The sequence below is a fragment of the Mesorhizobium sp. genome, assembly GCF_965229135.1.
Classification (GTDB): domain Bacteria; phylum Pseudomonadota; class Alphaproteobacteria; order Rhizobiales; family Rhizobiaceae; genus Mesorhizobium.
The window spans coordinates 1,001,773-1,023,041 of sequence record NZ_OZ245860.1 but is presented as its reverse complement, the minus strand read 5'-3'; the positions used below and the strand labels follow the sequence as shown (position 1 = coordinate 1,023,041).

General features: G+C 61.2%; 21 protein-coding genes. 17 read left to right on the top strand and 4 right to left on the bottom strand.

Annotated features, from left to right (window positions below; genetic code table 11):
- Positions 1-9: 9 nt before the first annotated feature.
- Genes ACO07C_RS04950 through ACO07C_RS04940 form a run of 3 tightly spaced genes read right to left on the bottom strand, consistent with a single transcriptional unit; the run spans position 10 to position 2,498 of the window.
- Complete coding sequence (locus tag ACO07C_RS04950; RefSeq protein WP_421913115.1) at positions 10-1,233, bottom strand: GNAT family N-acetyltransferase; 1,224 nt, start codon at positions 1,231-1,233, stop codon at positions 10-12.
- Positions 1,234-1,290: 57 nt separating this feature from the next.
- The gene (locus ACO07C_RS04945) at positions 1,291-2,019 is read right to left on the bottom strand and encodes a glycerophosphodiester phosphodiesterase (protein WP_421913114.1); all 729 of its coding nucleotides are present in this window, start codon (positions 2,017-2,019) and stop codon (positions 1,291-1,293) included.
- A 14-nt stretch (positions 2,020-2,033) separates the two neighbouring features.
- Entirely contained in the window at positions 2,034-2,498 is a 465-nt protein-coding gene (locus tag ACO07C_RS04940) for a RidA family protein (protein WP_421913113.1), read from the bottom strand.
- A gap of 139 nt (positions 2,499-2,637) precedes the next feature.
- Here ACO07C_RS04940 and ACO07C_RS04935 point away from each other — a divergent pair, with 139 nt between their 5' ends.
- The 17 genes from ACO07C_RS04935 to lpxB all read left to right on the top strand — a co-directional run bounded on the left by ACO07C_RS04935 (position 2,638) and on the right by lpxB (position 19,752).
- Positions 2,638-3,468, top strand: coding sequence for a cell envelope integrity EipB family protein (locus tag ACO07C_RS04935; RefSeq protein WP_421913112.1), 831 nt, complete (start codon positions 2,638-2,640; stop codon positions 3,466-3,468).
- 211 nt (positions 3,469-3,679) lie between these two features.
- Complete coding sequence (locus ACO07C_RS04930) at positions 3,680-4,888, top strand: hypothetical protein (protein WP_421913111.1); 1,209 nt, start codon at positions 3,680-3,682, stop codon at positions 4,886-4,888.
- Positions 4,889-4,942: 54 nt separating this feature from the next.
- A complete protein-coding gene (locus ACO07C_RS04925; protein WP_421917440.1) occupies positions 4,943-5,224 on the top strand; it encodes a DUF4031 domain-containing protein in 282 nt (93 codons plus the stop codon).
- Complete coding sequence (locus ACO07C_RS04920) at positions 5,221-5,832, top strand: LysE family translocator (protein WP_421913110.1); 612 nt, start codon at positions 5,221-5,223, stop codon at positions 5,830-5,832. The genes ACO07C_RS04925 and ACO07C_RS04920 overlap by 4 nt, the downstream gene beginning before the upstream one ends.
- Before the next feature lie 177 nt (positions 5,833-6,009).
- Entirely contained in the window at positions 6,010-6,792 is a 783-nt protein-coding gene (rpsB, locus tag ACO07C_RS04915; protein WP_421913109.1) for a 30S ribosomal protein S2, read from the top strand.
- 109 nt (positions 6,793-6,901) lie between these two features.
- Positions 6,902-7,822: a translation elongation factor Ts gene (gene tsf, locus ACO07C_RS04910; RefSeq protein ID WP_421913108.1), complete on the top strand. Its 921-nt coding sequence runs from the start codon at positions 6,902-6,904 to the stop codon at positions 7,820-7,822.
- Positions 7,823-8,457: 635 nt separating this feature from the next.
- Complete coding sequence (gene pyrH, locus ACO07C_RS04905) at positions 8,458-9,180, top strand: UMP kinase (RefSeq protein ID WP_421913107.1); 723 nt, start codon at positions 8,458-8,460, stop codon at positions 9,178-9,180.
- Positions 9,181-9,286: 106 nt separating this feature from the next.
- Positions 9,287-9,841, top strand: a complete 555-nt coding sequence (frr, locus tag ACO07C_RS04900; protein WP_227347201.1) for a ribosome recycling factor — start codon at positions 9,287-9,289, stop codon at positions 9,839-9,841.
- Positions 9,842-9,874: 33 nt separating this feature from the next.
- Complete coding sequence (locus tag ACO07C_RS04895; RefSeq protein ID WP_421913106.1) at positions 9,875-10,609, top strand: isoprenyl transferase; 735 nt, start codon at positions 9,875-9,877, stop codon at positions 10,607-10,609.
- Positions 10,606-11,421 carry a phosphatidate cytidylyltransferase gene (locus ACO07C_RS04890; protein WP_421913105.1) on the top strand — a complete coding sequence of 272 codons (816 nt, stop codon included), beginning with the start codon at positions 10,606-10,608 and terminating at the stop codon, positions 11,419-11,421. Before ACO07C_RS04895 ends, ACO07C_RS04890 begins: the two co-directional genes overlap by 4 nt.
- 103 nt (positions 11,422-11,524) lie before the next feature.
- Positions 11,525-12,667, top strand: a complete 1,143-nt coding sequence (gene rseP / locus ACO07C_RS04885) for an RIP metalloprotease RseP (protein WP_421913104.1) — start codon at positions 11,525-11,527, stop codon at positions 12,665-12,667.
- Between the two features lie 218 nt (positions 12,668-12,885).
- A complete protein-coding gene (gene bamA / locus ACO07C_RS04880; protein WP_421913103.1) occupies positions 12,886-15,258 on the top strand; it encodes an outer membrane protein assembly factor BamA in 2,373 nt (790 codons plus the stop codon).
- A gap of 76 nt (positions 15,259-15,334) precedes the next feature.
- The gene (gene lpxD / locus ACO07C_RS04875; RefSeq protein ID WP_421913102.1) at positions 15,335-16,393 is read left to right on the top strand and encodes a UDP-3-O-(3-hydroxymyristoyl)glucosamine N-acyltransferase; all 1,059 of its coding nucleotides are present in this window, start codon (positions 15,335-15,337) and stop codon (positions 16,391-16,393) included.
- On the top strand, positions 16,386-16,853 hold the full coding sequence (fabZ, locus tag ACO07C_RS04870) for a 3-hydroxyacyl-ACP dehydratase FabZ (protein ID WP_421913101.1): 468 nt from the start codon (positions 16,386-16,388) through the stop codon (positions 16,851-16,853). The genes lpxD and fabZ overlap by 8 nt, the downstream gene beginning before the upstream one ends.
- Before the next feature lie 14 nt (positions 16,854-16,867).
- Positions 16,868-17,701 (top strand): acyl-ACP--UDP-N-acetylglucosamine O-acyltransferase, encoded by an 834-nt coding sequence (gene lpxA / locus ACO07C_RS04865; RefSeq protein WP_421913100.1) that lies wholly within the window; start codon positions 16,868-16,870, stop codon positions 17,699-17,701.
- Entirely contained in the window at positions 17,688-18,590 is a 903-nt protein-coding gene (locus ACO07C_RS04860) for an LpxI family protein (protein ID WP_421913099.1), read from the top strand. Before lpxA ends, ACO07C_RS04860 begins: the two co-directional genes overlap by 14 nt.
- Positions 18,580-19,752, top strand: a complete 1,173-nt coding sequence (gene lpxB / locus ACO07C_RS04855; protein WP_421913098.1) for a lipid-A-disaccharide synthase — start codon at positions 18,580-18,582, stop codon at positions 19,750-19,752. Before ACO07C_RS04860 ends, lpxB begins: the two co-directional genes overlap by 11 nt.
- 31 nt (positions 19,753-19,783) lie before the next feature.
- On the opposite strand, the gene gltA is transcribed toward lpxB, so the two are convergent.
- A complete protein-coding gene (gene gltA, locus ACO07C_RS04850) occupies positions 19,784-21,112 on the bottom strand; it encodes a citrate synthase (protein WP_421913097.1) in 1,329 nt (442 codons plus the stop codon).
- Between the last annotated feature and the right edge of the window lie 157 nt (positions 21,113-21,269).

Sequence of the window (21,269 nt, the reverse complement as noted above, 5' to 3'; positions counted from 1 at the left end):
TGACGGAGGTCACTCTTCGCCGGACGGATCCGATTTGCGAAACGGGGTGTGCTCTTCAAGGTACTCGCCCATGCGTTCCACCTCGCGCCGCTCACGCTTGAGATAGTCGGCCACGGCATTGCGCAATCCGGGGTGCGCGATGTAGTGCGCCGAGTGCATGGTCACCGGCCGGTAGCCACGCGCAAGCTTGTGTTCGCCCTGCGCGCCCGCTTCGACCACCTTCAGCTTGCGGTCGATGGCGAAATCGATCGCCTGATGATAGCAGACCTCGAAATGCAGGAAGGGGTGATCCTCGACACAGCCCCAGTTGCGGCCATAAAGCGCTTCGGAACCGATGAAGTTGATCGCGCCGGCAACGTAGCGGCCATTGCGCCTGGCCATCACCAGCAGGATGTCGTCAGCCATGCGCTCGCCGATCAGCGAGAAGAACTCGCGATTGAGATAGGGGCGCCCCCATTTGCGGCTGCCGGTGTCCATGTAAAAGGCGAAGAAGTCGTCCCAGGCCTTCTCGGTCAGATCCTTGCCAGTCAGCCAGTCGATGGAGATGCCGGGTGCGAGCGCTTCGCGCCGCTCCTTCTTCATGGCCTTGCGCTTGCGCGAGGCAAGCGTGGCGAGGAAGTCGTCGTAGGTTGAAAACCCTTCGTTGAAGAAATGAAACTGCTGATCGGTGCGGTGCAGGAAGCCCGCAGCCTCCAGCGTGGCGACGTCGGACTCCTGCGCGAAGGTGACATGCGCCGAGGAGACGCCGAGCTTTTCCGTTACCGCTTTCAACCCCGCGGCCAGACCTGCCTTGACTGTATTGGTGTCCTCGCCCTTGCTCACCAGCAGGCGAGGGCCGGTCACGGGTGTGAACGGCACCGCGCATTGCAGTTTGGGATAATAACGGCCACCGGCCCGCTCGAACGCATCGGACCAGCCATGATCGAATACGTATTCGCCCTGGCTATGCGATTTCAGATAGCAGGGGGCAGCGCCGAGCAACTTGCCCTGGGTGGTTTCGAGCCTGAGATGATGACCCTGCCAGCCCGTGCGCCGGGTAGCGCAGCCGGAGTCCTCAAGCGCGCTCAAAAAAGCAAATGAAACAAGCGGGTTATAGGCATTGGCTGGATCACCACGCGTGGCGCCGCCGAAACGGTTCCATTCCTCGCGGGTGAAGGCGCCGATACCCGCGGCGACGCGGATCGCATAATCCGCGTTCGCCGTTTGCCCGTCGCCGTCTTCGCCTTGATCCATGAGGCTTATTTAAGCTCCATACGAGCCGCTACAAGTCACGTTTCAGGCAAGCTGGCGTCATGCCACTTTGGCAAGGTCGGGCTCGAACCCTTCGAACGTCATCTGGTCGGCATATTTGACGGTCAGGTCGATCGCGGGCTGGTCATGCACCGTCCAGGTGATCACCGGCATGTTGAGCTTTTCGCGAACAAAGCTGACGAAGGGATTCGGCAGGTCGCCGGCAGCGTAGGACGTGAAGACAATATCATGCGCCAGCATGGCAAAATGGGCCTCGATAAGTCCGGTGTCCTTGCCATAGGCGGTCAATCCGCCGGGAATGCCCGGCGCATGTTTTGGGAAATCGCGGATCAGCCAGTGGTCAAACGACATGATCGCCGCCTTGCCCTCGTAGCGCTTCAGTATCTTGCCGACTCTCGCAACGAGACCTTCATCCCGGCCGGGAATACCCTTCAGTTCGATGACCATAGGCACGCGGCCATCGACCAGGTCGAGTGCTTCCCGCAGCGTCGGCACATGGTCCGCCGTGCCCCCGACCTTGAGCGCCGCCAGTTCAGCGGCTGTGCGTTGCCAGACGAAGCCATCCTGGCCAGTCAGCCTCCGCAGATCATCGTCATGAATGACGACGGGAACGCCGTCCGAAGACAGATGGACATCACACTCGATGGCATAGCCGCGCTCGGCCGCGGCGGCAAAGGCGGTAAGCGTGTTCTCCCAGCGAGTCTTGTTCATGTCATGGAAGCCGCGATGGGCGACGGGCCGGGCGATGAGCCAGGATAGGTCTGTCATGGTTCTTCCCAGGCTCATTCGACTTCGAAGATCGCTTCGATTTCCACTGCGGCATTAAGCGGCAGGGAAGCCGTGCCGACCGCGGAGCGGGCATGCTTGCCGCGCTCGCCGAGCGCCGCGACGAGAAAATCGGAGGCGCCATTGGCAACCAGATGCTGCTCTACAAAATCCGCCGTCGACGCGACAAAGACGGTTATCTTGACCAGCCGCTGGATCTTTTCGAGGTCGCCAAGCGCGGCCTTGGCCTGCGCCAATATGTTGATGGCGCAGTATTTTGCCGCCTCTTTGCCGGTCGCCGTGTCGACGTCGCGGCCAAGCAGGCCGCTGGCCTGGAGCTTGCCGTCCTTGAGCGGCAACTGCCCGGCGGTGAACAGCAGATTGCCTGTCTGGCAGTAGGGCACGTAGTTGGCCGCAGGTGCCGCCGCGACGGGAAGTGTCACGCCCAGATCGCTTAGCCGCTTTTCGATTGTTTCGCTCATGGTATTTCCCTATTGCTTGATCTCGCGGCTTTGGCCGGGGCCGAAATTGCTATTTTTGCCTCGCTTCCGCCACGACTTTTTTTAAGCTGGACCATCTTTCCCCGCGGGCTGCCATCAGCCACGATGATCGGAGCACCTCATGCGCGCAACGCGCCGCCTCGTATTCCCCGCCGTCTTGCTGTCGGCGGCTTTCTCGATGGGGCCCGCTTTCGCCGCACCGGCACTGCAAGCGCATCGTGCCGTCTACGATCTTTCACTGAACAAGGCGTCCGACCGCTCCGGTATCACCGGCATTACCGGCCGCATGGTCTATGAGTTCAACGGCTCGGCTTGTGAAGGCTATACGGTGAAATTTCGTTTCGTGACCCAGATCGTCACCAACGACAACACAAGGCTGACCGACCAGCAGACGACCACCTTCGAGGATGCCGAAGGCAAGACTTTCTCATTCGTGACGAAATCCTTCGTCGACCAGAACCTCGACAAGGAGGTCCGGGGCACCGCGACCAAGGACACGAAAGGACTGAAGGTCGATATCGACAAGCCTGAAAAAAGCAGCCTGGAGCTAGCGGCCACCCAATTTCCGACCCAGCATCTGGTCGAGCTGATCGGAAAGGCGGAGAAAGGCGAGAACTTCTACGAAACCAATTTGTTCGACGGTTCGGAGGATGCCAACAAGGTGATGACCACCACCGTCATCGTCGGCAAGAAGACCGATGCCGACAAGACCGATCCGGAAGCGCCGGCCTTGGCGAAACTCGCAACCGACAAATATTGGCCCGTCGACATCGCCTACTTCGACGATAGCGCCAAGACTGGCGAGGAAGTGCCGGAATACCGCATCAGCTTCAAGCTGCATGAAAACGGCATCACGCGCGATCTGGTCATGGACTATGGCGATTTCTCGATGACCGGGAAGCTGGTGAATCTGTCCTTGTTCGACCAAGCCAAACCCTGCCCGGCGAAATAGTCGAAACCACACGCCTGTCTGATTAACCACGGCGCGGGGTTGCCGTGGCTCATGACTTGAACACGCCGCAATTGCCTCTCACCTTTCTTTCGTATCGCAGATTGTGCGCGATCTCCGAGGGGGAAGCAGGTTGAGCAGGATCGATGTGTTCGTGGCGCCGAGACCCAATACGGCGCTGATCAAGACCATGACGTCCGTCAATCGGATATTCATGTTGCGCGGCGTTCCCGGATTTCGCGACCTGTTGCCGTTCAATCGCCTGGCCGGACTGCGTGGCATCGCCAATGTCCGTCATCTCGATTTCCCCGACGGTGAACAGCGTCGACTGAAAGCCGTCTCTGGGCCGGGCAAGGCGACCTTCATCACGCCCAATCATCCTGAATTCTTCACGGACTGGATGATCGACAAGGAAATCGTGTCGCGGGTCAGCCCGCTCGCCGCATCCTGGGCCACGAATGGCGTCGTCAACGGTCTTGGCCGTATGATGCAGAAGTTCTGGCTGGCCAACAATCTGATCGCGCAGATACCCGGCAACAGCGCCGCGGCCAAGGAACACTCCGTCGAATGGGCGCTAAAGGGCCACGGTGTGTTGCTTCATCCCGAAGGCGGCGTCGGCTGGCACGGTAATTTTGTAGCGCCGCTGTTGCCAGGAGCCGTCGAAATGGGGCTGGAGGCGCTAAAGCGCGGCCGGGAAACGGATCCGCATTTCAAAACCTGGATTGCGCCCGTTGTCTGGAAACTGACCTTCACGAAAGATGTGTACTCGGCGCTGGCGCGGGAATGCAGCTATGTCGAGCGAAGCCTGGGGATCGAGCGCATCGCCGATAAGCTACCGGAGCGCATCCATCATATCTACGCGGTGCTGCTTACGCGTGACGCGTCCGCTTACGACGTCCAGTCTGATCCGAACGCGTTCTACGCCGAACGCCAGCGCGAACTGCTGCTCGAATTGAGACGCCGGCTCGCGAAGGAGATATCCATCGATGCTAATTCCCTTGACCCCTCTGAACTTCTACGCCGGTCGCGCCGCTGGCTGAAGGAAAGCGCGGGTGAAGGGCAGAAACAGGCCCGCAGGCTGATGGAGACAATTCAGCGGCTGCAGCGCGTCGGGCCATGGGCATGGGCCAATCCGCTGACGACGCAGGAGGAGATGGCGGAACATCTGAAACGTATCCGCAACGACTATTGCAAGGGCACGTTGCGCGACACGCTGAACCATTTCGCGCCGCAGCCGGCCGGACCGCGCTGTGCGCATATCCGTGTGCCCGAGCCCCTGGGATTGCATGCTTACGATGGTTCGATCGACGATGCTGTCGTTGAGCTGCGTCGGCGGATGCAGGAAGCCGTGACCGCGATGGTGAGCGAGCTTGAGGCTGCCGGCGGCTTCATTTCCTACCCGAATCCCTTCTATCATTGCTAGTTCATGCGACTGGCCATGCTTTCATCTGGCGAGACGAGGAGTGCGGCAAGCTTCATGGCTGTCTATGTCGACGCGGCGATCTGGAAATGGGCCGGTCATCGCTGGTGTCATCTGATGGCCGACGATACCGACGAGTTGCACCGCTTTGCCTTACAACTCGGCGTCAAGCGCTCATCCTATCAAGGGCCGCCGAAGACATCGGCCCCACACTACGACATAACCGGCTTCGAGCGGGACCGCGCCGTAAGGCTTGGCGCGATCGAATGCAGCCGCGAGGAGATCGTCGAGATCTTCAGGCGGGTGAGGGTACCCAACGGGAAGGGGCGTCGGCCATGACGTTGACCGCATTTCTGGCCTACTGCGCGGCAATCACGCTGGCCGCGGCCACACCAGGTCCGGCAATGTTCGCGGTCATCACCAGCGGCGTATCGCGCGGGTTTGTCCGGGCATTCATGGCGGGAATTGGCGTCGCGGCCGGGGATGCCGTGCTGGTCACCCTGGCGTTGCTCGGACTGGTGGCGCTGGCCCAGACTTTCGAATGGGTTTTTCACCTGCTGAAATATGCTGGCGCCGCCTATCTGGTTTTTCTCGGCGTCAGGATGTGGCGCGCGGCGGCCACTCAATCGGCCGAATCGCGGACATCGCAGGCGAAATTGTCCCGATCGTTTTTTCTTGGCGCCTCCATTGCGCTCGGCAACCCGAAGGCGATCCTGTTTCACGCCTCGATCATGCCGCTGATACTGAACCTCGACACCTTGACCTTCGCCGATGGCCTTGCGGTTGTCGCCGTGGTGATCAGCGTCAATATCCTCACCATGGGCCTATACGCGGCATTGGCGGGGCGGGCATCGAGTTGGTTCAAGACGCCCGGGCGCATGCGGCTGATGAACAGGTTTGCCGGCAGCGCCATGATCGGCACCGGAGCGCTGATTGCCGCACGCTAGGCATCAAAGCGCCGCCCCGCTTGCGTTTGTCGCGCTTCCCCTCTATATGCGCGCTCATTCCACACACGGACTTTGGTGTCTGCCCGGGAGAAATCCGGCTGAGACCTCCGGTGGCGTTAGAGGACATTGTCCAAAAATGCCTGTGTCCGTGGAGGCTAACCGGAAAAGGAACTAAGAATGGCTCTGCCTGATTTCAGCATGCGCCAGCTTTTGGAAGCTGGCATTCACTTCGGCCACCAGACCCACCGCTGGAACCCGAAGATGGCGCCCTACATCTATGGCGCTCGCAACAACATCCACATCATCGACCTGTCGCAGACGGTGCCTTTGCTGCACCAGGCGCTGAAGCAGGTTTCCGACACTGTCGCCAAGGGTGGCCGCGTGCTGTTCGTCGGCACCAAGCGCCAGGCTTCGGACATCGTTGCCGATGCCGCCCAGCGTTCGGCCCAGTACTATGTCAACTCGCGTTGGCTCGGCGGCATGCTGACCAACTGGAAGACGATTTCGAACTCGATCCAGCGCCTGCGCAAGCTCGACGAGATGCTGGCCGGCGAGGCACAGGGCCTCACCAAGAAGGAACGCCTGAACCTCGATCGCGAACGCGAGAAGCTGGACAAGGCGCTCGGCGGCATCAAGGACATGGGTTCGACGCCGGACCTGATGTTCGTGATCGACACCAACAAGGAAGCGATCGCCATCCTCGAGGCGAAGCGTCTCGGCATTCCGGTCGTCGCCATCATCGATTCGAACTGCGATCCGGACAAGATCGACTTCCCGATCCCCGGCAATGATGACGCGGCTCGCGCCATCCAGCTCTATTGCGACCTGATCGCCAAGGCCGCCATCGACGGCATCGCCCGTCAGCAGGGCGCGCTTGGTGTCGACATCGGCGCTTCGGTCGAGGCTCCGGTCGAACCGGCACTTGATCCGGCTCCGTCGGGCGAGGCCCCGCAGGCTTAAACGGAGAGGGCCGGTCCCGGCCTTCATCTTTCTAATATTTTGGCACGCTAAACGGACGCATCATCGAGATTCGGTGGTGCGTCGGTGCATTTAAAACAAAGAGGCGACAATGAGCATTTCGGCTGCACAGGTCAAAGAACTCCGCGACTTGACCGGCGCGGGCATGATGGACTGCAAGGCGGCGTTGACCGAGACCAACGGCAACATGGAAGAGGCCGTCGACTGGCTGCGCAAGAAGGGCATTTCCAAGGCTGACAAGAAGGCCGGCCGCACCGCCGCCGAAGGCCTGATCGGCGTCGACAATGGCGTGCGTGAGGCCGCAGTGGTCGAGGTCAACTCCGAGACCGACTTTGTTGCCCGTAACGCGGCTTTCCAGGAAATCGTCGCCAACGTCGCCAAAGTCGCGCTCGCCTACGGCACGACCGAGGCTGTCGCTGGCGCCAAGTACCCGGGTTCGGACAAGTCGGTTACCGACACCATCAAGGACGCTGTCGGCACGATCGGCGAGAACATGGGCTTCCGCCGCTCGGCCAAGCTCACCGTCGCGCAGGGCGCGGTCGCAACCTATGTGCACAACGCGGTTGCTGATGGTCTCGGCAAGCTCGGCGTTCTGGTTGCCATCGAAACCACCGGCAATGCGCAGGCTGCAAATGCCTTCGCTCGTCAGGTCGCCATGCACGTCGCCGCCACCAATCCCTTGGCGCTGACCGCGGAGCAGATCGATCCGGCGGCGGTCGAGCGCGAGAAGGCGATCTTCGCCGACCAGGCGCGCCAGACCGGCAAGCCGGAAGCGATCATCGAGAAAATGGTCGAAGGCCGTCTGCGCAAGTTCTACGAGGAAGTCGTGCTCTTGAAGCAGGCCTTCGTGCTCAATCCCGACATCACTGTCGAGCAGGCGCTGAAGGATGCCGAGAAGGAAATCGGCGCTCCGGCCAAGATCACCGCCTATCTGCGCTTCGCCCTGGGCGAGGGCATCGAGAAGGAAGAGACCGATTTCGCGGCGGAAGTCGCGGCCGCGGTGAAGAAGTAAGCTCAGCTATCTTCTGGTGAAATTGATCGGCCGGGCGTCCACTGTGACGCCCGGCCGATTTCGTTTGCGGTGTCGATGGACGCCCCGGGCTTGGGCGCCATCGCGGCCCGGCGTTGGAAGTAAAGCAACAACCCGGTTCCCCGATCACCGTTCGCGGCAGGATCTGGAAGAGGCGACCGGCAGCGAAATCCGCGCGGACCAGCGGCTCGAACACATGGGCGAGCCCCACCCCTGCCAGTGCAAGGTCCATTGCCGCGAGCGACCCCCCCGTGACGATTGCGGTGCCGCGCGTCTCGACCACCACTAACGCTTTCGTTCTAGGTAGGCCCGGCGGTACAGTGAGCCGTAACGAACCAGCCGGTAGCCGATGCAATTGTGGTTCGCCGAGCGCCGACAGCTTCGTCTCGGTGCCGTTGCCGGCGACAAGCCCTCCGGCTATGCGTCCCGAGTTGTGGTCGAAGGCGAAGCCACCGGCATCGGCGGCAGTTGCTCAAGGAAGCCAGGAATTTTGCACAGGGGCGCGGCGTGACATCGCCGCGCCCTTCGTGTATCGGGTCAACCCGTCATGACAGCACCGCCCGGCGAAGCGGAGCAGTTTTCGCCTCCAGATTTGCCGCCCACATGCGAGGAACCAGATGACGGCGAAGCCCCTCTACCGACGTGTCTTGTTGAAAGCGTCGGGCGAAGCACTTATGGGCGAACAGCATTTCGGGATCGACGTGTCGGTTGTCGATCGCATCGCATCCGATATCGCCGAGGCCCGCGCATTGGGTATCGAGGTCGGAGTCGTCATCGGTGGTGGTAACATCTTTCGCGGCGTGGCGGTTGCCTCCAAGGGGGGAGACCGGGTGACCGGCGACCACATGGGCATGCTGGCTACCGTCATCAACTCGCTGGCATTGCGCACCTCGCTGAACAAGATCGGCGTCGACGCCGTGGTGCTTTCCGCGATCGCCATGCCCGAGCTTTGCGAGAGCTTTTCGCAGCGGCAGGCCACCGCCTACATGAACCAGGGCAAGGTCGTTATCTTTGCCGGCGGCACGGGCAACCCGTTCTTCACCACTGATTCGGCAGCGGCACTTCGCGCCGCGGAAATCGGCGCCGACGCCCTGTTCAAGGGCACTCAGGTCGATGGTGTCTATTCGGCCGACCCCAAGAAAGATCCCGATGCGACGCGTTTCGAGCGCATCAGCCATGCGGAAGTCATAAAACGCGGGCTTTCCATCATGGATACAGCAGCGATTGCACTTGCGCGCGAAAACAACATTCCGATAATCGTCTATTCAATCCACGAAAAAGGTGGTTTTGGCGATATTCTGAGGGGTGGCGGCCGCTGTACGGTCGTCGCGGACAGTTGATCCGGAGCGGATTGCGAAAAGGCGGGACCGGTTTCGCAACGATGCTTGAACACGGGGTTCTCCCCTGAAGCAGTGAACCCGGGACAGCCGGGTCGAGGAGACTATGATGAGTGGTGAGTACGAAGACCTCAAGCGGCGCATGGATGGGGCGATCGCCGCTTTCAAGCACGACCTTGCTTCGCTGCGGACCGGCCGCGCGTCGAGCAACCTGCTCGATGCCATCCAGGTGCAGGCCTACGGCACATCGATGCCCATCAACCAGGTGGCCAACGTCTCGGTGCCTGAGCCGCGCATGATTTCGGTGTCGGTGTGGGACAAGTCGATGGTCAGCGCCGTGGACCGCGCCATCCGCGAATCCAATCTCGGCTTCAATCCGATCGTCGACGGCACGAATCTAAGGATTCCGCTTCCCGAGCTCAATGAGCAGCGCCGCAAGGAACTGGTCAAGATCTCGCACGGCTATGCCGAGAACGCCCGTGTCGCCGTGCGCCATGTGCGCCGCGACGGCATGGATTTCTTGAAGAAGGCGGAGAAGGACGGCGATATCAGCGAGGACGATCAGCGCAAGCGGTCGGACCAGGTCCAGAAACTCACTGACGAGACGATCAGCAATATCGACCATCTGCTTTCCGATAAGGAAGCTGAAATCATGCAGGTTTAGGGTCCGGCCGTCGGCTGGCCCGAAAGCGAAGATATGGCAACGCCCGCGCATGTCGCGATCATCATGGATGGAAATGGACGCTGGGCCAAGGCGCGCGGCCTGCCGCGGCTTGCCGGGCATCGCGCCGGCGTCGAGGCGCTGCGCAAGGCGGTGCGGGCAGCGCCTGGCCTCGGCATATCCTTCCTGACGGTTTACGCTTTTTCGTCCGAGAACTGGTCGCGGCCGAAGTCCGAAGTCAGCGACCTGATGGGCCTGCTGAAGCTCTTCATCCGCCGTGATCTCGCCGAGCTGCATCAGAGCGGCGTGCGGGTGCGGATCATCGGTGACAGGGCAGGGCTGCAGGCCGACATCAGGGGGCTTCTCGAAGAGGCCGAATCGCTGACGCTTCGCAACACTTCGCTGACCCTGGTCATCGCCTTCAACTATGGCGGGCGCGACGAGATCGTACGTGCCGCCCGCAAGCTCGCACAGGCAGCCGCGCGCGGCGAAATCGACAGCGAGGCGATCACGGCCGAGAGCTTTGCCGGCGCTCTCGACACGCAAGGCATTCCCGATCCGGAACTGGTTATCCGCACCAGCGGGGAGCTACGGCTTTCGAACTTCCTTCTTTGGCAGGCTGCCTACAGCGAACTCGTCTTCCTGCCTTGCTACTGGCCCGATTTCAGCCGCGAGAACCTGGTGGAGGCCTTGCGGGAATTTGCCGGCCGCGAACGCCGCTTCGGCGGATTGGAGCCGCGGGACGTTGCGTCGCGACCGGCCGCCGGATGAGCAATCTTCGGCTTCGTGTCATTTCGGCGGTGGTGCTCGCCATCGTCGCGCTTGGCCTGACCTGGCTTGGCGGTCTGCCGTTCCGACTGCTTTCCGCTGCGATTTCTGCCGTGATCTTCTACGAATGGACGCGCATGTCCCGCCCATCTGGGGTGAATGGGCTGGGTCTCCTGCCGGAAGCGCTGGTCCTGGTCTTCGTCGGCGCCCTGATCTTTGCCCTGCCTGCATCCTTGATGCTCTCACTCGTCGCGGTTCTGGTCGCCGTCACAGCTGTCGCATCAAGGGCGCGAAACGCCGGGCAATGGGATGTGTCCGGCCTTGCCTACGCGACTGTCGCCGGCCTTTGCCTGGCGCTGCTGCGCGACGACGACCATTCGGGTCTCGTGGCGATCCTGTTCCTCTTCGCGGTCGTCTGGGCGACCGACATTTTTGCTTATTTCGTCGGACGCGCGGTCGGCGGCCCGAAGCTGGCGCCATCGATTTCGCCCGGCAAGACGCGCAGCGGCGCTGTTGGCGGCGCTGCCGGCGGCGTCATCGCGGGGCTCATACTGGCCGCCGTCGCCGGTGCCAGCAACTTGGCGCTGCTTGGCCTTGTGGCGCTTGTGCTTTCGATCGTGGCGCAGGCCGGCGATCTATTCGAATCATGGGTCAAGCGCCGGCACGGCTGCAAGGATTCAGGCACCCTCATACCAGGCCATGGCGGCGTCATGGACCGGGTCGACGGGCTTGTCGCGGCGGCGTTCGCCCTATACGTCATTGGCTGGATTTCGGCCACCGCCGAGCATCCTGCACACGGGCTGTTTCCGGCTTGATCGATACCGTTCCAAGATTAGGCGCACAAGCGTCATGGATTCGCCTCGATTGATGTGACAGTCGCGGCGCGGCCTGCGCTGCGGAAGAATTTGAGGGGATGACTTGAACGAGGTTCTTCACGCGGTTTTCAGCACGGAGGGGTTTCTCCTCGGCACGCTCGTGCCCTTCCTGTTTGTTTTGACGGTCGTGGTGTTCGTCCATGAGATGGGCCACTATCTCGTCGGCCGCTGGTGCGGCATTGGCGTGAAAGCCTTTTCGATAGGCTTCGGCCCCGAGATATTCGGTTTCAATGACCGTCATGGCACGCGATGGAAGCTTTGTGCCATCCCGCTCGGCGGCTACGTCAAATTCGTAGGCGACATGACGGCCACGTCGAGCCAGCCGAGTTCCGATGAGATCGAGGCGCTGTCCGACGAAGAGCGCAAGGTGGCGTTCCATACACAGCCGATCTGGAAGCGCGCGGCGACCGTGGTCGCCGGTCCGCTGTTCAATTTCCTCCTGACCATCGTGGTTTTCGCCGTGCTGTTCGCGGCCTACGGCCGCTATGTCTCGGAGCCCATGGTGGCCGAGGTCACGGCGGATAGTCCGGCCGCGAAGGCCGGAATTCTTCCCGGCGACCGATTCGTCAGCGTCGACGGAAGCAAGGTCGAGACCTTCGCCGACGTTCAGCGTCTGGTTTCAGGGCGCGCCGGTGATTCGATCACCTTCGTCATGCTGCGCGATGGCAAGGACGTCACCGTGACGGCGACGCCACGGCTGATGGAGCAGGACGACGCGCTGGGCAACAAGGTCAAGCTTGCCGTGATCGGCGTCGTCAACAACAAGGAACTCGGGCAACCCCGGCTGGTCACCTACAGCCCCGCCGGGGCGCTGACGGCGGCGGTCGAGGAAACCGGCCACATCATACAGCGCACGGGCCAGTTCCTGCAGCGTTTCGTCGTCGGGCGGGAAGACAAATGCCAGCTTGGCGGTCCGGTGAAGATCGCCGACATGGCAGGCAAGGCGGCAAAGCTCGGCTTCGAATGGCTCGTGCAACTGGTCGCGCTGCTCTCTGTCGGCATAGGTATTTTAAACCTTTTGCCGATTCCCCCCCTCGACGGCGGCCATCTCTTGTTCTACGGCGTGGAGGCGGTCATACGACGGCCGGTGTCGGAGCGGATGATGGAAATGGCCTATCGGGCCGGCATGATTCTCGTGCTGTGCTTCATGGGGTTCGTTTTCTGGAACGATCTGTTTGGGTGCTGAAATCATGAAGAAATTTGGCTTTGACACAGCCGATGTTGAGACGCCGTTTACCATGCGTGGGGATATGCGTGACGCGAAAGCCACGCAACAGGGTTAAGTAAATACAAATTAACCAGAAGCCTTGCGTGTAGGGAAAATCCGGTTAATACGGTAGGGGAAATGACCGCACGTCCGGTTTTCTCGCCGTGGGGACTTCGAGAAAAAGGTTATAAAGCCCGATGAAGGCAGCATCCAAGTTTCTGAGCGCCGCGTCCGCGGTTGCCATGTCAGCGGCCCTGGTCGTGCCTGGCGCGCTCACTGTTCAGTTTGTTGCCACATCCGCCGCGGAAGCGGCTGTTGTCAGCAGGGTTGAGGTCAGCGGCAATCAGCGCATCGACGCCGAGACCATCCGCAACTACATCACGATCAAGCCGGGCAAGCCGTTCTCCAGCGCCGATATCGACGCAGCGGTGAAGGCTCTCTTCGGCACCGGGCTGTTCTCAGACGTGCAGATCAACCAGGTAGGTTCGACTCTGGTCATCAAGGTTGCCGAGTATCAGGTCGTCAACCAGGTCCTGTTCCAGGGCAACAAGAAGATCAAGGACAACGCGCTTCAGGCCGCCGTGCAGATGAAGTCGCGCGGCACGTTCTCGCAGGCGACCCTTGATTCCGACGTGGAGGCGATCAAGACCGCCTACAAGCGCATTGGCCGCGACGATGCTACCGTGACGACGCAAGTCATGCAGCTCGGCGACAACCGCGTGAATGTTGTTTTCAAAATCAACGAAGGCGACCGTACCCAGATCGCCGCGATCAATTTCGTCGGCAACAGCGCCTATTCGAGCCGCCGCCTGTCGGACGTGATCAACACCAAGCGCTCGACCTGGCTTTCCTTCGTGTTGCGTGATGACGTCTATGACGAAGACAAGCTGCGCGCCGACCAGGAGCTGCTGCGCCGCTTCTACTACAATCATGGCTATGCCGATTTCCAGGTCGTCTCGGCGGTAGGTGAGCTCGACAGCGCGACCAACAAGTACACGGTCACAATCACCGTGCAGGAAGGCGACCGCTACAATTTCGGCGACATCAGTGTCGAAAGCACGATCCCGGAAGTCGACGGCAAGGCGCTGCAGTCGGTGGTCGAGACGCAGAAGGGCGATGTATACAACGCCAAGAAGGTCGAGGACTCGATCATCGCGCTGACCGAAAAGGTCGCGGGTTCGGGTTATGCCTTCGCCCAGGTGACGCCGCGCGGCGATCGCAACTTCGAAAACCACACCATCTCGGTTGTCTACACGATCGACCAGGGCACCAAGGCCTATGTCGAGCGCATCGAAATCCGGGGCAACGATCGTACGCGCGATTACGTCATTCGCCGCGAGTTCGACGTCAGCGAAGGCGATGCCTTCAACCAGGTTCTGATCCAGCGTGCGAAGAAGCGCCTTGAGGCCCTTGGCTACTTTGAGAAGGTCGACATCTCGACGGTGCCGGGCTCGCAGCCCGATCAGGTCGTGCTCGTCGTCGACGTCGTCGAAAAGTCGACCGGCGAATTCTCGGTGGGCGCGGGCTATTCGACCGGTGGCGACACGCCCGGCCCGACCGTCGAAGGTTCGATCACCGAGCGCAACTTCCTCGGCCGTGGCCAGTTCATCAAGATCTCCGCGGGCGGCGGCAAGAACTCGCGCGACTACGGTCTGTCGTTCACGGAGCCATATTTCCTCGGACGCCGCATCGCTGCCGGTTTCGATATTTACCAGCAGACCCGGAACTATACCAACTACAACGCGGTGACGACCGGTGCGACGGTGCGTTTCGGACTGCCGATCACCAACAGCATCACGACGCAGTTGGCGTATAACATTGCGCAGGAAAAATACTCGTACGCCGATGGGTGTCTGAACTCGAGTGGCCAATACGTACCTGGTGATCCGTGCACCATCTCTGCGGCGATCATTCAGGGTATTAATGAGAGCCCGTGGCTCAAGTCTTCGGTCAGTCTCGGTCTTGTCTACAACACGATCGACGACATGAAGCTCCCGCATGATGGCCTTTATGCAAACAGTTCCGTTGAAGTGGCCGGGCTTGGCGGCGACGCCAAGTTTGTCAAGTTGACTGCGCGCGGTAGCATTTACCACACGCTTTCCGAGCAACTGGACGTAGTGGGCCTGCTTTCGGGCGGAGCTGGATATGTCGAGGGCTATAGCAACGGCGGCTTGCGCATCTTCGATCAGTTCCAGAGCAGCGATCGTATGATTCGTGGTTTTGCTTACGGTGGCATTGGCCCTGCGGATGCTGCTACAGGCGACCATCTCGGCGGTACGACATACTTCAATGCATCGGCGGAAGCGCAGTTCCCGATGCCTGTCATTCCGGAAAGCTTTGGTCTGCGTGGCGCGGTCTTTGCTGATGCTGCGTCGCTCTATGGTAGCAAGATCAATCTGGCAGGGCTTAATCAGGTTTCGGTGGGTTCGGAAATCCGTGCTTCGGTTGGTGTCGGTCTGATGTGGGCATCGCCGTTTGGCCCGATCCGCATCGACTATGCGATCCCGATCAAGAAGCAGCCGACCGACGACGTGCAGGAATTCAACTTCGGCATAGCGACCCGTTTCTGATCAGCGGGCAAGAGTGCTTCCGGACCGTTTGGGTCCGGAAGAAAGTGTCCCGACCTAGCTGGATATAGCTTCTGGAATGACCGATCCGGTGTTCTTCGCGCCCTCACGCCGGTATACGGCGGGCGAAGTCGCGAATCTGACCGGCTCCGTGCTTGTCGATTCCGGCCACTCTAATATTGTGATCGAGGCTTTGGCGCCCGCGAGCGAAGGCGGGAAGAATGCGCTCGTCTTCGTCGACGGCAGGCGCAACATAGCGCTGATGCCGTCCCTGCGCGCCGCGGCGGTCCTGTGCCCAGCCGAATTGGCGGGCAAGGCCCCAGCTGGCATTGCTGTTCTCACCCATCCGCGCCCGCAGCAGGCTTTTGCGTTTGTTGGGCGTCTGCTTTTCCCGACAGCCGCGACGCCGGGCCCGATGACCAGCGAAACCGGCGTTTCGCCACACGCGCATGTCGATCCAACTGCCCATGTCGAGGCCGGTGCGATCATCGAGGCTGGGGCGGTCGTTGGACCTCGAGCCTCCATCGGCAGAGGTACCGTCATCGCTCCCAACGCCGTGATAGGTCCATCCTGCCAGATCGGCCGCGACGGCTATGTCGGCCCTGGCGCCAGCATCCAGTATGCGCTGATCGGCAATCGCGTGATCATCCATGGTGGGGCGAGGATCGGTCAGGATGGTTTTGGCTTCGTTGCCGGCGCCAAGGGGCCTGAACGGGTCCCCCAGATTGGCCGTGTGATCATCCAGGACGATGTTGAGATCGGTTCGAACAGCACGGTCGATCGCGGTGCGATGTCCGATACCGTGATCGGCCAGGGCAGCAAGATCGACAATCTGGTGCAGATCGCCCATAACGTCCGCATTGGTCGCAACTGCATCGTGGCTGGGCTTTCAGGTATCTCGGGCTCCGTGACCGTTGGTGACAACGTCACCATGGGCGGCGGTGTCGGCCTTGCGGATCACTTGACCATCGGGACAGGCGCCAAACTTGCCGCAAGAAGCGGGTTCATGAGCAATGTTCCCGCTGGCGAGATTTGGGGAGGCTATCCCGCGCAACCGATGGCGGAAGCCATGCGGGAAATAGCCGCGCTACGGAAACTGGCCAGAACGCGCAAACAGGGTGACGGGGGCAATGGCTGACATAGTGGCGGGAACGACGCTCGAGGCGGTCGACATAATGGGGCTGATGAAGCTCCTGCCGCACCGGTATCCGTTCCTGATGATAGACCGTATCATCGACATCGACGGCGATGAATCCGCCATCGGCATCAAGAACGTGACCATAAACGAGCCGCATTTCCAAGGTCATTTTCCAGGCCAGCCGGTAATGCCAGGCGTGCTGATTGTCGAGGCCATGGCGCAGACGGCAGGCGCCATCTGCATCCGCAGCCTTGGAACAGAAACGCCGTCCCTGGTCTATCTGATGACCGTCGACAACGCCAAGTTCCGCAAACCGGTCGTTCCCGGCGACCAGTTGAAAATCCATGTGAAGAAAATCAAGAAACGCGGCAACCTCCTCAAATTCGCCTGCGAAGCTCTCGTCAACGGCACCAAGGCCGCCGAAGCTGAAATCTCGGCGATGATGGTGACGAGCGACTGACGATCGAAATGCTTATGAAAATCCAGACATTCATCCATCCTTCCTCGGTCGTCGAGGCTGGTGCTCAAATCGGCGAGGGCGCCCGCATCGGGCCGTTCTGCCACATCGGCGCGGACGCGGTTATCGGCGACGGCGTCGAACTGGTCAGCCATGTCTCGGTCATGGGCGCGACCACCATCGGCGCCGGCACCAAGGTCTACCCCATGGCGATTCTGGGCGCTCCGCCGCAGAACACCAAGCACAAGGGCGGTCGCACCACGCTTGTCATCGGCAACAATTGCACGATCCGCGAGGGCGTCACCATGCATCTTGGCACGGATTCCAGCCGTGGCGAGACGACGGTCGGAGACAATGGCAATTTCCTCGCCTATGCCCACATCGCCCATGATTGCGTCGTCGGCAACAACGCCACATTTGCCAATGGCGCCACTTTGGGCGGCCACTGCGAGGTCGGCAACAATGTCTATATTGGCGGCCTGACCGCCGTTCATCAGTTCGTGCGCGTCGGCGACAATGCCTTCCTCGGCGGTTGCTCGGCGATCGTGGGCGATGTCATTCCTTACGCCATAGCGGTGGGTAATCGCGCCAGCCTGCGCGGATTGAACATCATCGGGTTGAAGCGCTCCGGCCTGCCGCGTTCCGAGATCCATCTGCTGCGCAAGGCATACCGGACGATCTTCGACCGCAGCCGCACCGTCGGTGAGAACATTGAATTCGCCAAGGCTGAATTCGGCTCGTCCCCGACAGCCATGAAGATCATCGATTTCATCTCCAGCCGCGGCAAGCGGCACTACGCCGTGCCGTCGCTCAAGGGTGGCGATGGCGACGATGCCGATGACGAAGACTAAGGTCGCCGGAACGGGTCTTGAACTCGCGCCCGGCGACAAGGTCGGTATCATTGCCGGTGGCGGCAGCCTCCCGGTCGAGGTCGCTGCAGGTCTCGCAGGGCAGGGACACCCACCCTTCGTCATCCTTATGGAAGGCGAGGTCGATCGCGAGAGCGAGTTCCGCCCCTATGAGCAGGAAAGCCTTGCGCTTGAGGATGTCGGCTCTCTTGTACCCCTGCTGAAACGCCATGGGATCACTCATCTGGTTCTTGCCGGCGAGATCAAGCGCAGGCCGAGGCTTATCAATCTGCGGCCGAGCCTCGGTCTGGTCGCCGTGATTCCGTTGGTTGTCATGGCGCTGGCACGCGGTGACGACGGCCTGTTGAAGATCTTGGCGCGAGGTCTTGAGGCGCGCGGAATCAAGGTTGTGGGCGCCCATGAAATCATACCGGACCTTGTCGCCACCGATGGCGAGTTGACGAAGAGTGTGCCGTCGAAATCGGATTGGCGTGACATAGAAGCCGGCCGGGCGGCGGCAAAGGCCATCGGCGCGCTGGATATCGGTCAGGCCGCTGTCGCGGTTGGCGGCCGTGTGATCGCGCTGGAGGGTATCGAGGGCACCGCTGGTCTCCTCCTTCGCGCGAAGGAACTGCGGAGCCATGGCCGTATCGCCGGAAAGAGCCGGGGTGTTCTGGTGAAATGTGCGAAACCCGGCCAGGAGCTGCGCGCGGACCTGCCTTCAATCGGTCCACAGACAGTCGACGCCGCGCACGCGGCCGGACTGGCCGGCATTGCCGTCGAGGCGGGGCATTCGCTGGTTCTCGACGGCCCTGCAACGATTGCGCGCGCCAACGCGCTTGGCTTGTTCATCATAGGCTTGCCTGCGGCGGAGCTGGCACATGAAAGCTGATAGGCCCTTGAAGATCGCCATCGTGGCCGGTGAAGAATCCGGTGACGTTCTGGGCGCCGATATCATACAGGCCCTGAAACGCATGACCGGGCGCGAGGTGCAACTCGCCGGCATAGGCGGCCGGCACCTGCAAGCGCTCGGACTGACGCCATTGTTCGAAGGGTCGGAAATCGCGCTGATGGGGCTCAGCGCCGTCGTGCGCGATCTGCCCCGCCTGATGCGGCGGATCAGCCAGACGGCAAGCGCGGTTGTCGCGGACCAGCCCGACTGCCTCATTACCATCGACAGCCCGGATTTTTCACTGCGCGTGGCGAGGAAGGTCCGCGCGGCCAATCCGTCGATCCCTATCGTCCACTATGTCTGTCCAAGCGTCTGGGCCTGGCGGCCGGGCAGGGCAACGGCGATGAAGCCCTATGTCGATCACATCCTTTGCATCCTTCCTTTCGAAGTGAAGGAACTCAGCCGTCTGAACGGCCCGCCCGGCACCTATGTCGGGCATCGCCTTGCACATGACCCGGGTGTGCTGGGCGCTGCCCGGGCGCAAAGCCTGCCGCGCGACCTGTCGGGGGATGGTGTCAAGACACTGCTGGTGCTGCCGGGCTCGCGGCGCGGCGAGGTGAGCCGGCTTATCGGTCCGTTCGGCGAAACCGTCTCGGCACTGCGCGCGCGCGGACACCGCTTGCGTCTGCTGCTGCCGACGGTGCCGCATGTCGCCGATCTGGTCAGGACCTCGGTCGCGCGCTGGGATGAAAAGCCTGAGATCATTCTTGATCCCGAACGCAAATGGCAGGCCTTCGGCAAGGCGGATGCGGCGCTGATCGCATCGGGAACCGTGTCGCTGGAACTGGCCTTGTCCGGAGTGCCGATGATTTCGTGCTACCGGCTGGATCCGGTCATGCGCGTGGTCCAGAAAATGGTCACCGTATGGAGCGCCGCCTTGCCCAACCTGATCGCCGATAAGGCAGTCGTGCCGGAGCACTACAACCAGTATGTGCGGCCGCGTTATCTGGCGCGGCAGCTTGAGAGCCTGTTTTCAGATACGGCCTATCGTACATGGCAGAAGGACGGATTTGCCGAGGTTGCCAGGCGCATGGCGACAGACAGGCCGTCCGGCGAGATCGCGGCGGGTGTTGTGCTTCGCTGTATGAAAAAGGCGCCCTGACAGGCGCCTTTTTCAATTCGAAATGCCTGGATCAGCGCTTGGCGATCGGCACGTAATCGCGCTCCGGCGCACCGGTGTAGAGCTGGCGCGGGCGGCCGATCTTCTGGCGCGGATCCTCGATCATCTCTTTCCACTGCGCGATCCAGCCGACGGTGCGGGCGACCGCGAAAAGCACGGTGAACATGGTGGTGGGGAAGCCCAGCGCCTTCAGCGTGATACCGGAATAGAAATCGACGTTCGGGTAGAGCTTCTTCTCGATGAAGTAGGGATCGGTCAGCGCGATCTTTTCCAGTTCCATCGCGATGTCGAGCAGCGGATCATCCTTGATGCCGAGCTCGCCCAGAACCTCATGCGCGGTCTTCTGCATGATTTTCGCGCGAGGATCATAGTTCTTGTAGACGCGGTGGCCAAAGCCCATCAGGCGGAACGGGTCGTTCTTGTCCTTGGCGCGGGCGATGAACTCCGGGATGTGATCGACATGGCCGATCTCGCCCAGCATGTTCAGCGCTGCTTCATTGGCGCCGCCATGGGCCGGCCCCCACAGGCAGGCGATGCCGGCGGCAATGCAGGCGAAGGGATTGGCGCCAGAGGAACCAGCAAGACGAACGGTCGAGGTCGAGGCATTCTGCTCGTGATCGGCATGCAGGATGAAGATGCGTTCCATGGCGCGCGCCAGCACCGGATTGATCTTGTATTCCTCGCAAGGCACGGCAAAGCACATATGCAGGAAGTTGGCGGCGAAGTTCAGCTCGTTCTTCGGGTAAATGAAGGGCTGGCCGATATGGTACTTGTAGGCCATGGCCGCGATCGTCGGCATCTTGGCGATCAGCCGCATCGACGCCACCATGCGCTGGTAAGGGTCCGAAATGTCGGTGGAGTCATGGTAGAAGGCCGATAGCGCGCCGACCACGCCGCACATCACAGCCATGGGATGCGCGTCACGGCGGAAGCCGGTGAAGAAGCGCGACATCTGTTCATGCACCATGGTGTGGCGCGTCACGCGGTAATCGAAATCGTCCTTCTGCGCCTTGGTCGGCAACTCGCCGTAGAGCAGGAGGTAGCAGACTTCGAGGAAGTCGCCGTGTTCGGCCAACTGGTCGATCGGATAGCCGCGATGCAGCAGGATCCCGGCGTCGCCGTCGATGAAGGTGATTTCGGACTCGCAGCTTGCCGTTGAGGTGAAGCCGGGGTCATAGGTAAAGGCGCCGGTGGTGCTGTAGAGCGTGGCGATGTCGATGACATCCGGTCCGACCGAGCCGCTTCGCACCTTGAATTCGTGAGTTTGGCCAGCGAATTCCAGCTTTGCCGTAGCCTCCTGGGTCTTGCCGCCAAATTCCAGTTTTGTCGCAGCTTCGGTCATTGCAAACTCCTTCTTGTTTCCTCATGCCGGCAAGGGCAAATTCTGCAAAGCGACACGTCGAAATCACCGGAATGCGCATATTCGCCACCGCATTTTGGGGGTGCGTGCCAGATTGGGCCAAGGCCTAATGTTGCACTGCGAAACGCGCCTTTCAATG